Raw genomic sequence first — 16280 nt, forward strand, 5'->3', positions numbered from 1 at the left:
CGGAATCATTCGACGGGTCCGGCGCGGGCGATCGCCCGCGCCGGACCCAGGACGAACACCGGGCCCGCCGTCTCGGTCGACACCACGACGTCCCACCCGTCGACGGTGCACTCGGTCACCTCGGCCCACATCCGCTGTGCGAGCGACGCCGCTGCGGTGCAGGCTGATTCGCCTCCGCCGGTGAGGGCCTGCGCGGCCGCGAGGGCGGCCAGGTCGGCCGCGCCCTGGGCCCGATGCCGTGCCGCGACCGCCCCACCCACCTGGATCAGGACGGCGGTCACCGCGACGAGCCCGGCCAACGCGAAGCATGCGAACACCGTCGCGCCGCCGGACTCGTCCCGGACGAAACGCCTCACCCGTCACTCGTTTCCGGCTCGCGCGCGGCGACGGCCTCCGCGGACAGTTCGACGAGCGGCAGCAAAGGCACACCCGCGCGGACCGTCGCGACGACGAATGCGCCGTCCTCCCGCACCGCGATGTCCGCACCGGCGGGTGCGACGCGGACGGACGCGGCGACAGCGTCGCGATCGCCGCGGGCCGCCAGCCGAGCCGCCTCGCGCGCCGCGTCGATGCACCGCACCTGCGCGGACACCGCCGCGATCGCCCCGACGCTCAGCACCACGACGGTCACGATGGACGCGATCGCGATCGCCGCCTCCACCGTGACCGCGCCGTCGTCGCGCCGGATCGCGGACCGCGCGCTCACACCGACGTCTTCAGCGCCTTGTCGATGATCCCGGTGAGCGCGGACACGATCGAATCGCCGGTGACCACCGTGTACAGGATCGCGCCGAATGCCGCGGCAGCGATGGTCCCGATCGCGTATTCCGCCGTCGACATCCCGTCGTCCGCGGTCGCGGCGAGCACGATTCGGGCCTGGAGTTCGTGGAACTTCTTGGTCCACATTGGTTTCCCCCTTCATTCGAGTCCGGCGCGGCCGTTCCGCGCCGGGATTCCCCCTGCCGGTCACAGGAGCCCTCCGTCGAGCACCCGACCGGCGAGCCCGATCACCACCGGGACGATCCCCAGGCAGACGAATGCGGGCAGGAAGCACAGGCCCAACGGGCCGCTGATGAGCACGCCGGCCCGCTCCGCCGCGGCCACCGCGCGATCCTCGGCGTCGGCACGCTGCTGACCCGCCAACTCTCCGATCGCGCTCGACAGCGCAGCCCCGGAGCGCGCGGAGCGCCGTGCCATCCTCGCGAGCGCCTCGGTCGCGGGTTCGGTCGCCACGACATCCCACGCAGTCGCGGGGTCGGCGCCGAGCGCCAGCAGATCTGCGGTGCGGCGCAACGACTCCGACAGCGGCCGCGGTGCGGACGGCGCGACCGCCGCGGCCGCCGCCGACGCGGGCAGTCCCGCCTCGAGGCACGCAGCCAGCAGGTCGAAGGTTCCGGCCACCGCCAACGGGTCCGGGGTGTCCGGTGCTGTCGGGGCGTCCGACGGCGCGTCGACGGTCGGCGCCGATCCACGGAGCCTGCGTCGCACGACCGTTCCGCCCGGTGTCACGAGCACGGCCAGCGCCACCGCCGCCAGCGGCGCCCACATCACTGCACCACCCGGGCGGTGATCCGGTCGGTCCACAGCAGTCCCGCCGCGACCAGTACCGCGCCGACGACCAGCAGCACCGCACCGAGACCGCCACCGAGGAGGATCCGGACAGGTGCGGCACCCATGAGCTGCCCCAGGCCGACCCCGAGGACCGGGAGCCCCGCCAGGACGGCCGCCGTCGCCCGCGCACCGGCCAGGCCGGCCTCCGCCCGGGTGCGGAATCGGGTGCGGCCCACCAGGTCGGCGCGTGCCGCCTGTAGCAACTCGGCGAGCGCCAGTCCGTGTGTCTCGGCCACCGCCCAGGCGCGGGCGATCCTGTGCAGGTCGTCGGCGACGACACCGTCACCGGCCGCGAGGCCGCTCGCCGCCGAACCGCCGAGGCGGGCGCGGGCGGCCGCGCACCGGAACGCCTCGGCGGCGGCCCCGTCGCACTCGGTCGCCGCGGTCTCGCAGGCAACCGCCGGGTGCGCGCCCACGCGGAGTTCCCCGATCACGACGTCGAGCCCGGCGAGCACACCGCGACGTTCACACTCCCGACGCTCCGACTCCCGCCGTCGGCGATGGCGCCGGCCCGCGGTGAGTGCCGCGACCGCGGTCGCGATGGCCGGTCCCACCATCCCGACGGCCGCGAGCGGCACGCACGCGAGGACCACGAGGTCGAACGGCGACAGCCCGCGGCGCACCACCCACGCCCGGACGCGGGAAACCGCCCCGCCCGGGGCCGTCGACGCCGCGCCGGTCGCCCGCAGTCGCGTGCGCGCACCCCGGGCGGGCACCAGCACGATCGCCGTGGACAGGCAGAGCAGGACGGCGGTCATCGCACGCTCCTGGCGTCGAGCAACCTGCGCAGCGTTCCGGACGCCGGCCCGGCGCCAGACTCGCTCGTCCAGGCGGCCGTCACCCGCACATCTCCGGACGAGTCCCGCTCGAGCACACCGATTTCCACGAGCCCGCGGGCACCCGACGAATCACGGCGCACGTGCAGGACGGCCTGGACCGCGGCAGCGAGCTGACTGTGGAGCGCCCGGCGGTCCATGCCGCCGAGCGCGGCGAGCGCCTCCAGACGGGCCGGGACCTCACCCGGCGAGTTGGCGTGCACCGTGCCGGCGCCGCCGTCGTGGCCGGTGTTGAGGGCGGTGAGCAGATCCACCACCTCGGCCCCGCGGACCTCGCCGACCACGATGCGGTCCGGGCGCATCCGCAGCGACTGCCGGACCAGGTCGCGGACGGTCACCTCGCCCACCCCCTCGACGTTCGGGGCACGCGCCACCAACCGGACGACGTGCGGATGGGACGGCGCAAGCTCGGCTGCGTCCTCGACGCACACGATCCGCTCGGTCGGTTCGACGCGGCCGAGCATCGCGGCGAGCATGGTCGTCTTCCCGGCCCCGGTGCCGCCGGTGACGAGGAAGGCCAGCCGCGCCCGCACGATCTCCTCGAGAAGGTCCCGGGCGTCCGGAGCCACCGCCCCGCCGGCGGCCAGCTCGTCGAGTCCCTGTGTCGCGGGCCGGAGCACACGCAGCGACACACACGTCCCACCTTGCGCCACCGGCGCGAGAATCGCGTGCAGGCGAACCCCGAAGTCTCCGTATCCGATTCGCTCGAGTCGCCCGTCCACCCACGGTTGCGCGTCGTCCAGGCGGCGCCCTGCGGACAGTGCCAGCCGCTGCGCGAGTCGCCGGACGGCGGCCTCGTCGGGGAACGACACCGACGTCGGTTCGAGACCGGCACCACGGTCGACCCACACCGCATCCGGGGCCGTGACGAGGACATCGGCTACACCGGGGACCTCGAGCAGAGCCTCGAGCGGACCGGCGCCGGTGAGTTCGGTCTGCAGCATCCGCAGGGCGGCAAGCAGATCCGTGTCGCCCAGGACCCCGCCCGATTCGGCGCGGATCGCTGCCGCGACCGTCGCCGGGGTGAGGTCGCTCTCGGCGAGGGCGAGACGCTCCCGCACCCGGTCGAGGAGATCGGGGGACGCGATCGCGCTCATGCCGCCCACCGTCCACGCCGCGGCCGGGCCGCGAGAATGTCGAGGACGGACCGGGCTGCGGCGGCCAGCGGCGACCGTCTCCCGAGGTCGAGTCCACCCCGCTCGAGCATCGCGTCGATCCGCGGTTCCGGGCGCACCGCCGCGAGCAGCGGGGCACCGAGCCTGTCGGCCAGGTCGGTACCGCGCAGCCCACCCGGCGCGGGACCGCGAATCACGATTCCCTGGTTGGGGTTTCGTTCGGAAACCCGGGCCAGCACCCGTTCGGCCGCCAGTCCGCCGCGCACGGTGGCGGGTACCACGACGACGACAAGGTCCGCGGCGTCGAGGAGAACGTCGCCGACTGCCGACGGGTGTCGCGGCACGTCGCAGACCACCAGACCGCCGGCACTGCGACCGGCCTCCACGACCGCGGTGGCCGCAGCCGGGGTGGGCCGGTCGTCGCCGGCGCGGCCACGGCCGCACGCGAGCACACTCACCCCGCTCCCCCGCGCCGGTAACGCCGCGCGCAGTGCGTCGGCGGAGACCCGTCCGCCCTCCACCGCCAGGCCCGACCACCGCAGGCCCGGGTCGCCCTCGACGCCGAGGAGCAGGTCGAGTCCGCCGCCGAGGGGATCGGCGTCCACGAGCAGCGTCCACGGGGCGAAGGCTCGACCGCCGCGCGGACGTCCCGCTTCGAGGGCCACCGCGGCCGCCAGGCTCGACGCCCCCGCACCCCCGGCACCGCCCGTCACCACGACCACGGCGCCGTCGGCGACACTTCGGGTGCCGCGCTCGCCGAATACCGTCACGAGGACCGCCTCGTCGTCGGGGACGCCGAGAACCCGGTCCGCCCCCACCGCCGTCGCCGCCTGCCAGTCGGCCAGGGTCGGTGCGCCGTCGCTCACCACGACCACGCGGCTTCTCCGCGGCAGCCGGGCCGCGCAGGCGAGCGCGGCCTCGGCATCGACGACGACCAGATCCGCCGATTCCCATTCGATCCGCCCGACCGACGCCGAGGACTCAACGAATGTTTGATCAGTGACGGCCGCGATCGATCGCAGGCACTGCACCACCGCCCGTGCGGTCACCATTCCCAGCACTCCGGGCCTGCCGGCCGCGTCGGGCCCGATGCGATCGATATCCATGCGCCCAGCGTGCAGCCTCCGGCGACGGCCCGAAACATGCCGGCGGGAAATGTGCACAGAATCGAACCCTGTGGATGAATTTCGGTACTTGCGTACCATTTTTTCATTCTTCCGCCCAGCACAGCGCCCGACCCCGGGCCCGAGGGATTCGAGCGGTCGTCGACGAATCGTCCGGCGGACGAGCACAAATGGAGTGGCCACCGATGACGGCAGTCCGGTGAATGCGCCCGAGAATTGGGGCAGAAAAGGGGACGACCCCCGCCAGGGGGGGAGGAGGCGGGGGTCGTCAGAGTTCAGCCCCGGGGGGTCGGGCTGAACACGCCTGGATCGCGTCCAGGTACAGCAATACTACACCCAGATCCAGGATTGTTCGCAACTTCATGTATCCCCTCCGACGTGCCGGTACCGCCCGGAATCGGACACGGATCCCCCACCGCGACCCGCGACACGGGCCGAAACACCCCATTCCTCCCCTATTCTTGGTCACGTGACGGCCCTCCCGAGCGCACTCACCCAACGCGGCCGTGTGGCCGCGTTCTTCGATCTGGACAAGACCGTCATTGCGAAATCGAGCGCCCTCGCTTTCAGCAGACCGTTTTTCGCACAGGGACTCATCACCCGCCGGTCGGTATTACAGGGCAGCTATGCCCAATTCCTCTTCCTCCTCTCCGGCGCCGATCACGACCAGATGGAGCGGATGCGCGCCCACCTGACGAACATGACCGCCGGCTGGGACGTCGAGCAGATCCGCACCATCGTCGCCGAGACGCTGCACGACATCGTCGACCCGCTGATCTATGCCGAGGCCGCCGACCTCATCGCTGATCACAAGGCACGTGGCCACGACGTCGTGATCGTGTCCGCGTCCGGTGAGGAGGTGGTGGCTCCCATCGCTGCCGCCGTCGGTGCCACGTACAGCGCCGCGACCCGCATGGTGGTCGCGGACGGCCGGTACACCGGCGAGCTCGAGTTCTACTGCTACGGGGACGGCAAGGTCGAGGCCATGCGCGAGTTGGCCGAGGCCCACGGCTACGACCTGACGCAGTGCTACGCCTACTCGGATTCGGTCACGGACCTGCCGATGCTGGAGGCCGTCGGCCACCCCACCGCCGTCAATCCGGATCGCGCCCTTCGCCGCGCGGCGTCCGAAAATGGTTGGCCCGTATTGTCTTTCTACAACCCCGTGTCGCTCCGCGCCCGGCTGCAGACGCCGTCACGGACGACGGCCGCGACAGCCGCGGCGGTGCTGTCGAGCGCTGCCGTCGCGGGGGCGTTCATGTACGGCATGCGACGCCGCAAACACTGAACCGGCGTCTGCCACAAAGGAAAATTGCCACTTGAAGTGGGTTGGAGCACGGGGTACAAAGGAGTTACGGAAGGCCTGAAGGCCAGGATCGACCCGGAAGAGAAGGGCCGATTCCCCACACGGACTTCCCAGCACGGGCACCAGGCACCCACGCGGAGCAGCAAGCCACTATAAGGGCAGAAGCGTTGTGGGCTTGCGTGACTCGGCCGCCTGACGGCAAGGACCCCGCACGAGTTGCAGGGACGACCCGCCACCGACCGAGCCTACGCCGAGGCCGTTGACACACAACCCATTTTGCACGCATGGTAACCCGGCAGTCCGTGCTAGCGGGTGGCGATCCGACCCAGGTCGGTGACACCACCCGCTTCGCATGTTCGGGGGCGGTCAGCCCGCAGCGGCATCGGCGATCGACATCGCCTCGCGGGCGCCGGCCTCGAGGGCGCCGCAGCACAGGATCACCCAACTGCCCACGCCCTCGGGCGTTCCCGACACGAATCCTTCGATCCCGTCCCGGTAGGCCGGGACCCGGCGCATCCAGCTCACCTCCGGCACACCGAGATTGTGCGGATCCAGTCCCGTCGACGTGGCAACCAGTCGGGATGCGGCGCGGGCCACGATCCCGTCGGCCACCCCGAACGGACGCAGCGCGAGCAGTTCTCCGTGCACGACCGCGGCGAGCACCGGCGCCGGCGCCTTCGTGCCGCCCGTGATCAACTGCGCGAGCATGTCGAGTCGTTCCCCGACGCCCCGCTCGGCTCGCGGGCGTCCCAGCGTTTCCGGGTCGGTGACGAGGTCGGCCGCGGCGAGCAGGTGCAGGCGGGCGAGCGCCTGCAGCGGGGCCCGCTGCCAGGTGGGGAGGATGACCGTCAGCGACTCCCCGTCGAGGGCTTGCGCGACACGCAGCGCGCCCGAGAGCACCGGATCGCCCACCGTGCCGGGGACGGGCAGTTCCATCGAGCCGCCGTCGATGGCCGCCGACGCCCGGGCTGCGCGCACCGACGCCTCGGTCGCCGTCTGCGGCCAGCCCCGGCGGTTCGTCTTGTGCCGATGCACCTCGCCGAGCGCGTCGCGCGCGCGATCCGCTGCCTCGACCACACCGGGCAGGTCCAACAGCGGCCGCAGGGGATCAGTCACGGGAACACTCACGGCCCAGACGCTACCCGCTGCCCGCGCCGGCCCGATCGCCCGTGACCTGTCAGCGCCGCCGACCGTGTGGGATCGCGTCGAGCAGGCTGCGCGTGTACTCGTGGCGGGGGTTCTCGAAGACCTCCCCGGCGTCGGACGCCTCGACCACCCGGCCTCCGTGCATGACCACTACCCGGTCCGCGATCCGGCGCACGACCGCCAGGTCGTGGCTGATGAAGACGTACGTCAGCCCGAGGTCGCGCTGCAGGTCGTCGAGCAGGCGCAGGATCTGGTCCTGCACGACGACGTCGAGCGCCGACACCGCCTCGTCGCACACCACCAAATCGGGTCCGAGCGCGAGGGCCCGCGCGAGCGCGACGCGCTGCCGTTGCCCACCGGACAGTTCCGCCGGGAACCTGCGCGCCAGGTCGGTCGGCAGGGCGACGCGGTCGAGCAGCTCACGCACCCGTGCGGCGCGCTCGCCGCGGTCGCCGATCGCGTGCACCCGCAGCGGCTCCTCGACGATCCGCTGCACCGAGTACGTCGGGTCCAGGCTGCCGTAGGGGTCCTGGAACACGGGCTGGACGCGGCGGCGGAACTGCCGCTCCCGACGGCCCAGCGCCGCGACGTCGGCGCCGTCGAACATCACCGATCCGGCGTCCAGCGGCAGCAGCCCCAGCACCATGCGGGCGACGGTCGACTTACCCGAGCCGGACTCCCCGACGATCGCCGTCGTCGTGCCGCGAGCGACGGAGAAGGAGACGCCGTCGACGGCGGTGACCTCGGTGTGGTGTCCGAGCTTCGCCGCGCGCCGGCGGAACACCTTCCGCAGGTTGTCGACGACGAGCAGCGGGGGCGCTCCCGGCTCCACGGGCGGCCGGGTCCGGGCCACGGACAGGGACGGCGCGGCGGCCACGAGTCGGCGGGTGTACTCGTCCTCCGGGTCGGTGAGGATTCGCTCGGCCGGACCGGATTCGACGACCCGCCCCCGGTGCATCACGACGACATGCTCAGCACGTTCGGCCGCGACTCCCAGGTCGTGGGTGACGAGCAGGACCGCGGTGCCCAATTCGCTTGTGAGCCCGGCAAGGTGATCGAGGACCCGCTGTTGGACGGTCACGTCGAGCGCCGAGGTCGGCTCGTCCGCGATGAGCAGCCGGGGCCGCGCGGCGAGCCCGATCGCGATGAGGACCCGCTGCCGCATGCCCCCGGAGAACTCGTGCGGGTAGTGCCCGGACCGGGCCGCGGCGTCGTCCAGTCCGGCCTCGGCGAGCAGATGTTCGGCGCGCCTGCGCGCCGCGCGGCCCTTCGCGATCCCGTTGGCCTCCAGCGCCTCCCGAACCTGGAAGCCCACCTTCCAGACCGGGTTGAGGTTGGTGGCGGGATCCTGCGGCACGAACCCGATGCCGTTGCCGCGGATCCGGACGAACTCCCGCTCCGGGGCGCCGACGAGGTTGGCGCCGCCGAACGTGATCCGGCCGCCGGCGATCCGGCCGGTGCCCGGTAGCAGCCCGATGATCGCGTGCGCGAGTGTCGATTTGCCGGAGCCGGATTCCCCGACGACCGCGACCGTCCGACCCGGGTGCACCGTCAGGTCCACCCCGCGCAGGGCGGACACCCGGGTCGGACCCGACCCGAACGTGACGTCGAGCCCTTCGACGACGAGCAGCGGGTCCGTCATCGTCGGTGCCTCGCGGTGGTCGGGTCGAGGGCGTCACGGAGGGCGTCGCCGAGCAGCACGAAGCCGAGCACCGTGATCGCGAGCGCGCCCGCCGGGTAGAACAGGATCGTCGAGCCGCGCCGCAGGGTGACCTGCGCGGTACTGATGTCGCCGCCCCACGAGACGGTGGTCGGTGGCAGCCCGATCCCGAGGAACGACAGCGTCGCCTCGGCGACGATGAACGTGCCGAGCAGCATCGTCGCCAGGACGATGATGGGCGCCAACGAGTTCGGCAGCACGTGTCGCAGCAGGATCGACGGGTGCGACATGCCCACCGCGCGGGCGGCGAGAACGTAGTCGTTGGACTTGGCCGAGATGACCGCTCCACGCGCGATTCTCGCCATCTGCGGCCACCCGAACAGCGCCAGCACCGCGACCACCGTCCAGATGGTGCGCTGCGCGAACAGTTGCATCAGCACGATGGCGGCGAGGATCAGCGGGATGCCGAAGAAGATGTCGGCGACGCGCGAGAGCAGCGAATCGGCCCAACCCCCGTAGTAGCCGGACAACGCACCGAACACCACCCCGATCAGCAGCACCGCCGCGGTGACGCACACACCCACCGTGACCGACGGGCGTGCTCCGTACACCGTCCGGGCGTAGACGTCACAGCCCTGCCGATCGAACCCGAACCAGTGCCCCGACCGCGGCGGTGCCAGGCTGTCCGCGATGTCGCAGTAGCGCGGATCCAGATCGGTGAACAGCGACGGGAACAGCACCACGGCGGCCACCACGAGCAGGATCACGCACGCGACGAGGAACATCGGGCGGCGGCGCAGACGCCGCCACGCCGACCCCCACATCCCTTCTGCCCGCGGCTCGTCAGACATAGCGGATCCTGGGGTCGAGGACCGCGTACAGCAGGTCCACCAGCAGGTTGGCCACCAGGTAGACGACGACGAGGACGCTGACGAACGAGACGACGGTGGGCGCCTCGCCGCGGATGACGGCCTGGTAGATCGTGCCGCCCACCCCGTTGATGTTGAAGATTCCCTCGGTGACCACCGCGCCGCCCATCAGAGTCGCGAGGTCGACGCCGAGGAACGTGACGACCGGGATGAGCGAGTTGCGCAGCACGTGGACACCGACCACCCGCGGCCTCGACAGCCCCTTCGCGGTCGCGGTGCGCACGTGGTCGGCGGTCAGCGTCGCGGCGACGGACGTGCGGGTGAGGCGCAGCACGTACGCGAACGACACCGCGGCGAGCACGCACGCGGGCAGGAGCATCCGGGAGAAGCTGGTGTCCGCGCCGACGGTGGGCGGCGCCAGCCCCCACCGGATGGCGACGAAGAACTGCGCCAGGAACCCGAGTACGAACACCGGCACCGCGATCAGCACCAGGCTCACAACCAGCACGGTGGAGTCGAACACCCCGCCCTGCCGCAGGCCGGCGATCAGTCCCGCACCCACCCCGAACACGGTCTCGATCGCGACGGCCATGACCGCGAGTTTCAGCGTGATCGGAAATGCCTGTGCCAGAACCTCTCCGACCGGACGTCCCGAGTACGACGTCCCGAAGTCCAGCGTGACGATGCCCTTCAGATACTCGAGGTACTGCACCAGGAACGGCTGGTCGAGGTGGTAGCGGGCCCGCAGCTCCTCGGTGACGGCCGGGGTGAGCGCCCGGTCCCCCGCGAGTGCCGCGACCGGGTCGCCCGGCAACAGGAACACGAGCGCGTAGATCAGGAACGTCGCCCCGAGGAAGACCGGAATCATCTGCAGCACACGGCGGCCGGTGTATCGGAGCATGATTCACTTCTTCTCGATCAGGTAGTACACCGGCACCCCGTCCCAGCCGATCCGGACGTTCGTCACGTACTCGGACCAGGCCCCGGTGGCGTTGCGGTTCCAGTTCGGCACCGCCGGCAGGTCGCGCAGCAGGATCTCCTGCGCGCGGTCGATCAACTGCTGCGACTCGACCGGATCCGTCGCGCCCGCCGACGCCCGCAGCAGGTGGTCGAACTCGGGGTTCGAGTACTCGCCGTCGTTGGAGCTGCCTCCCGTCTGGTAGTTCTGGGCCAGAAAGCCGTACTGCTGCGGGTAGTCGGCCTGCCATCCGGAGCGGAAGGCCGTCTCGATCGTCCGTTCGGTCACCTCGGTCCGCAGTTGCGCGAACGTCGGATACGGGGCACCGTGCGCGTCGATTCCGAGCGTGTTGCGGATGCTGTTGCAGACCGCGTCCACCCAGTCCTGGTGTCCGCCATCGGAGTTGTAGGCGATCTGGAACGACCCGGACCAGGGAGCGATGGCGTCGGCCTGCGCCCACAGCGCCCGCGCCCGGTCGGGCGCGAAGTCGAGATGCTCGGACCCGGGCAGATCTGGGGCCCACCCCTCGACCGCGGGGCTGGTGAAATCCCGGGCCGGTGTCCGGGTGCTCGCGAACAGCCGCTCGGTGATCCGCCCCCGGTCGATCGCCTGCGAGATCGCCTGCCGGCGCAGCCGCCCCTCCTCACCACCGAAGTGCGGCAACCGCTCCGGGATCGTGAACGTCTCGATCGTGGCGGACGGTTGGTTGACGGTGCGCCCCGGTAGATCCTCCTCGTACGTCTCGAGCGCACTGGCCGGGACGCCGTCGAGCACATCGAGGTTGTTCGACAGCAGATCGGTGTAGGCGGTGTCGAGGTTGCTGTAGAGCACGAACGTCACGCCCGCGTTGTGCGCCACCCGGTTGCCCCGATAGCCCGGATTCGCGACCAGATCGATCCGCACATTGTGTTGCCACGCACCGTCGTTCGCGAAGCGGTACGGTCCGTTGCCGATCGGGTGCCGGCCGAAGGCCGCCATGTCCGCGTACGCCGACTGCGGTAGCGGGTAGTACGCGGCGAATCCCAACCGTCTCGGGAACGCCGACTCCGGTTGTTTCAGCGTGATCGTGAACGTGCGGTCGTCGACCACCCGCAGCCCCGACATCGTCCGCGCCGTCGGGTTCGCCGCCGCGACCTCGTCGTAGCCCTCGATCGGGTCGAAGAACGACGACTGCAGCTGCGCATTGGTCGACAGCGACCCGTAGTTCCATGCGTCGACGAACGACCGCGCGGTGACCGGGGTGCCGTCGGTGAACGTCCAGCCCTGCGCGAGCGTCACGGTGTAGTGCTGCGCGTCGGCGCTCTCGATAGACTCGGCCACCTCGTTCTCGGTGCCGCCGTCGGCGGTGTAGGAGACGAGGCCGGCGAAGAGGGCGTCGAGCACCCGCCCACCGGTGTTCTCGCTGGTGTCGGTGGGGATCAGCGGGTTCTGCGGCTCACCACTCCACGCGTAGACGATGCCGGTGCCCGACGTCGTCCCGCCGGTGCACGCTGCGAGCACCGACGCGGCCAGTCCCACCACCAGCGCCGCCGCGGCGGCGCGCGCGATACGCAAGGCACTCCTCCCGCCGGCGGGGCACGCACGGTTGGTGCTGCGACGATAGCGAGCGGTGGACGTCGGCGCGGGCGGTCGACCGGGCACCCACCGGATCGGCACCCGTTCGAGGCCCGATCGCAACGAACCCGCCGAGCGAGGCCCGTCGACCGCCCGTCGCTCGAAATCGACCGATCGCCGCACACCGTGACCGCTCCACGGGAGCGAATCATGCGACGCCAGTCACGTGTGACTACCCTCACACGTGCGATAACCGTCGCAGTGACACTCCCCGAGGCTCCGCCCGAGAGCTCGATCGGAAAGAAGGCAAGCCGAGATGACGAGCAGTGCTACCGACGCCCCCGAGGTGTACCCGCCCAGCGCGGAGTTCGCGGCCACGGCGAACGCGGGCCCCGAGCTGCAGGCCGAGGCCGATCGCGACCGGCTCGCCTTCTGGGACGCCCAGGCCCGGCGCCTGGACTGGGCGACGCCGTGGACCGAGGTCCTGGACTGGTCGGACGCCCCGGTAGCGAAGTGGTTCGTCGGTGGCAGCCTCAACGTCGCGTACAACTGCGTCGACCGGCACGTCCTCGCCGGCAACGGCGACCGCGTCGCGATCCACTTCGAGGGCGAGCCGGGCGATCACCGTGACATCACCTACAGCGACCTGCTGGCCGAAGTAAGCCGCGCGGCAAACACTTTCACCGACCTTGGTCTGGTCTCGGGCGATCGCGTCGCGATCTACATGCCGATGATCCCCGAGGCGATCGTGACGATGCTCGCGTGCGCCCGGCTCGGTCTGACCCACTCGGTCGTGTTCGCCGGGTTCTCGGCGACCGCGCTGCGCTCGCGCATCGACGACGCCGAGGCCAAGCTCGTCGTCACCGTCGACGGGCAGTGGCGCCGTGGCCAGGCGGCCCCGCTCAAGCCGGCCGTCGACGAGGCGGTCGACGGCGCGGCATCGGTGCAGAACGTGTTGGTGGTCAAGCGGACCGGCATCGACGTCGACATCGTCGAGGGGCGGGACCTGTGGTGGCACGACACCGTCGAGAAGGCGTCGCCCGTGCACGAGGCGCAGCCGTTCGACGCCGAGCACCCGCTGTTCATCCTCTACACGTCCGGCACGACGGGTAAGCCCAAGGGCATCATCCATACCTCCGGCGGCTACCTGACCCAGGCGTCGTACACGCACCACAACGTGTTCGACCACAAGGCCGGGCAGGACGTCTACTGGTGCACCGCCGACATCGGCTGGGTCACCGGGCACAGCTACATCGTCTACGGCCCGCTGAGCAACGGCGCCACCCAGGTCGTCTACGAGGGCACCCCGAACTCCCCCGACGAGCACCGGCACTTCCAGATCATCGAGAAGTACGGCGTCTCCATCTACTACACCGCGCCGACCCTGGTCCGCACGTTCATGAAGTGGGGCCGCGAGATCCCCGACGCGCACGACCTGTCGTCGATCCGGTTGCTCGGCTCGGTGGGCGAGCCCATCAACCCGGAGGCGTGGCGCTGGTTCCGTGACGTGATCGGCGGCGGCACCGCCCCGATCGTCGACACGTGGTGGCAGACCGAGACCGGCGCGATCATGATCTCGCCGCTGCCCGGCATCACCGCGACCAAGCCCGGCTCCGCGATGGCGCCGCTGCCCGGCATCTCCGCGAAGATCGTCGACGACGAGGCCCACGAGCTCGGCGCCGGCGGGAGCGGCTACCTGGTCCTCGACCAGCCGTGGCCGTCGATGCTGCGCGGCATCTGGGGCGACATGGAGCGCTACAAGGACACCTACTGGTCGCGCTACGCCGAGGAGGGCTGGTACTTCGCCGGCGACGGCGCCAAGTACGACGAGGACGGCGCCCTCTGGGTGCTCGGCCGCGTCGACGACGTCATGAACGTCTCCGGTCACCGCATCTCCACCTCCGAGGTGGAGTCCGCCCTCGTCGGGCATCCGTCGATCGCGGAGGCCGCCGTCGTCGGCGCCGCCGACGAGACCACCGGTCAGGGCATCGTCGCGTTCGTGATCCTGCGGGAGGGCGCCGACAACACCGGCGAGGTGCTGATCGCGGAACTGCGCGCACAGGTCTCCACCGAGATCTCCCCGATCGCCAAGCCCCGACAGATCACCGTCGTGCCGGAACTGCCGAAGACCCGCTCCGGCAAGATCATGCGCCGCCTGCTCCGCGACGTCGCCGAGGGCCGCGACCTGGGCGACACCTCGACCCTCGTCGACCCCAAGGTGTTCGACGCGATCCGAGGCAAGTAGCCGTCCACTGGGCGGGACAACCCGGACTGAGATCCGGCGGATCGCCCTACCCTCGTCGGGAGATGCCGGGCCGCCGCACGCCGCCGGCCCGGCAACGTCCCACCCTTCCGGCAAAAGGAGAACCACAGATGGCCGCCAACCGGGGACCCGCCTCACAACCGTCCGACACCACGGTCGACCTGCTCGTCATCGGCTCCGGGACCGGCATGGCCGCAGCGCTTGCCGGCCACGAAGCCGGTCTGTCCACCCTGATCGTCGAGAAGACCCAGTACGTCGGCGGCTCGACCGCGCGCTCCGGCGGTGCCTTCTGGGTCCCCGGTAACCCGGTTCTCGCCAAGGACGCGGCGAACGATTCCCTCGACGCCGCCCGCGCCTATGTGCGCGCCGTCGTCGGCGACGCGGCCCCGGCGGAGCGCGGCGAGGCCTTCCTCGACCACGGCGCCGAGGCGATCGAGATGCTCGAGCGCACCACCCCCATGAAGTTCTTCTGGGCCAAGGGCTACTCCGACTACCACCCGGAGAACCCGGGCGGATCGTCCCTCGGCCGCACGTGCGAGTGCCGGCCGTTCGACGCATCGGTGCTCGGCGCGGAGCGCAAGCGCCTGCGTCCCGGGTTGATGGCCTCGCCGCTGCCGATGCCGATCACCGGCGCCGACTACAAGTGGCTCAACCTCATCGCACGCAAGCCGCTCAAGGGCTTCCCGCGGGCGATCCGCCGCCTCGCGCAGGGCATCGGCGGCCTGGCGATCAAGCGCGAATACATGGCGGGCGGCCAGGCACTCGCGGCCGGCATGTTCGCGGGCGTCGTGAACGCCGGCATCCCGGTGTGGACGGAAACGTCGCTGGTGCGCCTGGTTACCGAGGGTGACCGAGTGACCGGCGCGGTGCTCGCGTACGGCGGCACCGAGGTCACCGTCACCGCCACCCGCGGCGTCGTCCTCGCGGCCGGCGGCTTCGACCACGACATGGAGTGGCGTCACAAGTTCCAGTCGCCCGCGCTGGGCGAGAAGGCCAGCCTGGGCGCCGAGGGCAACACCGGCGACGCGATCAAGATCGCTCAGGAAGTCGGTGCCGGCATCGGTCTGATGGACCAGTCGTGGTGGTTCCCCGCCTTCTCGGCCGGACCCGGCCGTCAGCCCGTCGTCATGCTCGCCGAGCGCTCGCTGCCCGGTTCGCTCATCGTCGACCAGGACGCCGAGCGTTTCGCCAACGAGGCCAAGGACTACATGTCCTTCGGCCAGGGCGTCCTGAAGCGCGAGCAGGAAGGCAAGCCGATCGAGAAGATGTGGCTCGTCTTCGACCAGCGGTACCGCAACAGCTACATCCTCGGCGGCGGCATCTTCCCGCGTCAGCCCCTGCCCGGTGGGTGGTACAAGGCGGGCATCGCCCACTCGGCGACCTCGCCCGAGAAGCTGGCCGAGTCGATGGGGGTTTCGGCCGAGAAGCTGCGCGCCACGCTCGACCGGTTCAACGGCTTCGCCGCCGTCGGCAACGACCCCGACTTCAAGCGCGGTCAGAGCGCGTACGACCGCTACTACGGCGACCCGACCCAGAGCCCGAACCCGAACCTGCGTTCGCTCGACACGACCCAGCTGTACGCGATCGAGATGGTGCTCAGCGACCTCGGCACCTGCGGCGGCGTCCTCGCCGACGAGAACGCCCGCGTCCTGCGTGAGGACGGCAGCGTCATCGACGGGCTCTACGCGATCGGCAACACCGCCGCCAACGCGTTCGGCAAGTCGTACCCGGGCGCCGGCGCGACGATCGGCCAGGGCCTGGTGTACGGCTACATCGCCGCCCACGATGCGGCTCGCCGCGGCGCGGCCAAGGCCGTCGCGCGGTAGGCAAGTCCTCTC

General features: G+C 71.2%; 15 protein-coding genes. 3 read left to right on the forward strand and 12 right to left on the reverse strand.

The window, feature by feature from the left end; all coding sequences use genetic code 11:
• Positions 1 to 5: 5 nt before the first annotated feature.
• Genes ABI214_RS11235 through ssd form a run of 7 tightly spaced genes read right to left on the reverse strand, consistent with a single transcriptional unit; the run spans position 6 to position 4668 of the window.
• Complete coding sequence (locus ABI214_RS11235; protein WP_348610227.1) at positions 6 to 356, reverse strand: Rv3654c family TadE-like protein; 351 nt, start codon at positions 354 to 356, stop codon at positions 6 to 8.
• Positions 353 to 706, reverse strand: coding sequence for a TadE family type IV pilus minor pilin (locus ABI214_RS11240; protein WP_348610230.1), 354 nt, complete (start codon positions 704 to 706; stop codon positions 353 to 355). The genes ABI214_RS11235 and ABI214_RS11240 overlap by 4 nt, the downstream gene beginning before the upstream one ends.
• Positions 703 to 906, reverse strand: coding sequence for a DUF4244 domain-containing protein (locus tag ABI214_RS11245; RefSeq protein WP_348610233.1), 204 nt, complete (start codon positions 904 to 906; stop codon positions 703 to 705). Before ABI214_RS11245 ends, ABI214_RS11240 begins: the two co-directional genes overlap by 4 nt.
• A gap of 60 nt (positions 907 to 966) precedes the next feature.
• On the reverse strand, positions 967 to 1548 hold the full coding sequence (locus ABI214_RS11250) for a type II secretion system F family protein (protein ID WP_348610236.1): 582 nt from the start codon (positions 1546 to 1548) through the stop codon (positions 967 to 969).
• Positions 1548 to 2369: a type II secretion system F family protein gene (locus ABI214_RS11255; protein ID WP_348610239.1), complete on the reverse strand. Its 822-nt coding sequence runs from the start codon at positions 2367 to 2369 to the stop codon at positions 1548 to 1550. Before ABI214_RS11255 ends, ABI214_RS11250 begins: the two co-directional genes overlap by 1 nt.
• Positions 2366 to 3544 (reverse strand): TadA family conjugal transfer-associated ATPase, encoded by a 1179-nt coding sequence (locus ABI214_RS11260; RefSeq protein WP_348610242.1) that lies wholly within the window; start codon positions 3542 to 3544, stop codon positions 2366 to 2368. Before ABI214_RS11260 ends, ABI214_RS11255 begins: the two co-directional genes overlap by 4 nt.
• Entirely contained in the window at positions 3541 to 4668 is a 1128-nt protein-coding gene (gene ssd, locus ABI214_RS11265) for a septum site-determining protein Ssd (protein ID WP_348610245.1), read from the reverse strand. The genes ABI214_RS11260 and ssd overlap by 4 nt, the downstream gene beginning before the upstream one ends.
• Before the next feature lie 487 nt (positions 4669 to 5155).
• Between ssd and ABI214_RS11270 the strand changes: the two genes are divergently transcribed.
• On the forward strand, positions 5156 to 5974 hold the full coding sequence (locus tag ABI214_RS11270) for an HAD family hydrolase (protein ID WP_348610248.1): 819 nt from the start codon (positions 5156 to 5158) through the stop codon (positions 5972 to 5974).
• A gap of 384 nt (positions 5975 to 6358) precedes the next feature.
• Here the strand turns inward: ABI214_RS11270 and ABI214_RS11275 are convergent, their stop codons facing one another.
• From ABI214_RS11275 to ABI214_RS11295, 5 genes are all read right to left on the reverse strand, one after another.
• Positions 6359 to 7108: an oxidoreductase gene (locus tag ABI214_RS11275; RefSeq protein ID WP_348611520.1), complete on the reverse strand. Its 750-nt coding sequence runs from the start codon at positions 7106 to 7108 to the stop codon at positions 6359 to 6361.
• 61 nt (positions 7109 to 7169) lie between these two features.
• On the reverse strand, positions 7170 to 8780 hold the full coding sequence (locus ABI214_RS11280; protein WP_348610251.1) for an ABC transporter ATP-binding protein: 1611 nt from the start codon (positions 8778 to 8780) through the stop codon (positions 7170 to 7172).
• Positions 8777 to 9622 carry an ABC transporter permease gene (locus ABI214_RS11285; protein ID WP_348611523.1) on the reverse strand — a complete coding sequence of 282 codons (846 nt, stop codon included), beginning with the start codon at positions 9620 to 9622 and terminating at the stop codon, positions 8777 to 8779. Before ABI214_RS11285 ends, ABI214_RS11280 begins: the two co-directional genes overlap by 4 nt.
• A 19-nt stretch (positions 9623 to 9641) precedes the next feature.
• Positions 9642 to 10568, reverse strand: coding sequence for an ABC transporter permease (locus ABI214_RS11290; protein ID WP_348610254.1), 927 nt, complete (start codon positions 10566 to 10568; stop codon positions 9642 to 9644).
• 3 nt (positions 10569 to 10571) lie between these two features.
• On the reverse strand, positions 10572 to 12179 hold the full coding sequence (locus ABI214_RS11295) for a peptide ABC transporter substrate-binding protein (RefSeq protein ID WP_348610257.1): 1608 nt from the start codon (positions 12177 to 12179) through the stop codon (positions 10572 to 10574).
• Between the two features lie 316 nt (positions 12180 to 12495).
• Here ABI214_RS11295 and acs point away from each other — a divergent pair, with 316 nt between their 5' ends.
• Entirely contained in the window at positions 12496 to 14424 is a 1929-nt protein-coding gene (gene acs, locus ABI214_RS11300; RefSeq protein ID WP_348610260.1) for an acetate--CoA ligase, read from the forward strand.
• A gap of 128 nt (positions 14425 to 14552) precedes the next feature.
• Entirely contained in the window at positions 14553 to 16268 is a 1716-nt protein-coding gene (locus ABI214_RS11305; RefSeq protein WP_348610263.1) for a 3-ketosteroid-delta-1-dehydrogenase, read from the forward strand.
• Positions 16269 to 16280 lie beyond the last annotated feature (12 nt).

This window comes from Prescottella soli (assembly GCF_040024445.1).
Taxonomy (GTDB): domain Bacteria; phylum Actinomycetota; class Actinomycetes; order Mycobacteriales; family Mycobacteriaceae; genus Prescottella; species Prescottella soli.

Excerpts from the sequence above, each read along its gene's own strand:
- ABI214_RS11245 (WP_348610233.1), bottom strand. The coding sequence starts at position 906 with ATGTGGACCAAGAAGTTCCACGAACTCCAGGCCCGAATCGTGCTCGCC.
- ABI214_RS11250 (WP_348610236.1), bottom strand. The coding sequence starts at position 1,548 with ATGTGGGCGCCGCTGGCGGCGGTGGCGCTGGCCGTGCTCGTGACACCG.
- ABI214_RS11255 (WP_348610239.1), bottom strand. The coding sequence starts at position 2,369 with ATGACCGCCGTCCTGCTCTGCCTGTCCACGGCGATCGTGCTGGTGCCC.
- ABI214_RS11260 (WP_348610242.1), bottom strand. The coding sequence starts at position 3,544 with ATGAGCGCGATCGCGTCCCCCGATCTCCTCGACCGGGTGCGGGAGCGT.
- ssd (WP_348610245.1), bottom strand. The coding sequence starts at position 4,668 with ATGGATATCGATCGCATCGGGCCCGACGCGGCCGGCAGGCCCGGAGTG.
- ABI214_RS11280 (WP_348610251.1), bottom strand. The coding sequence starts at position 8,780 with ATGACGGACCCGCTGCTCGTCGTCGAAGGGCTCGACGTCACGTTCGGG.
- ABI214_RS11285 (WP_348611523.1), bottom strand. The coding sequence starts at position 9,622 with ATGTGGGGGTCGGCGTGGCGGCGTCTGCGCCGCCGCCCGATGTTCCTC.
- ABI214_RS11290 (WP_348610254.1), bottom strand. The coding sequence starts at position 10,568 with ATGCTCCGATACACCGGCCGCCGTGTGCTGCAGATGATTCCGGTCTTC.
- acs (WP_348610260.1), top strand. The coding sequence starts at position 12,496 with ATGACGAGCAGTGCTACCGACGCCCCCGAGGTGTACCCGCCCAGCGCG.
- ABI214_RS11305 (WP_348610263.1), top strand. The coding sequence starts at position 14,553 with ATGGCCGCCAACCGGGGACCCGCCTCACAACCGTCCGACACCACGGTC.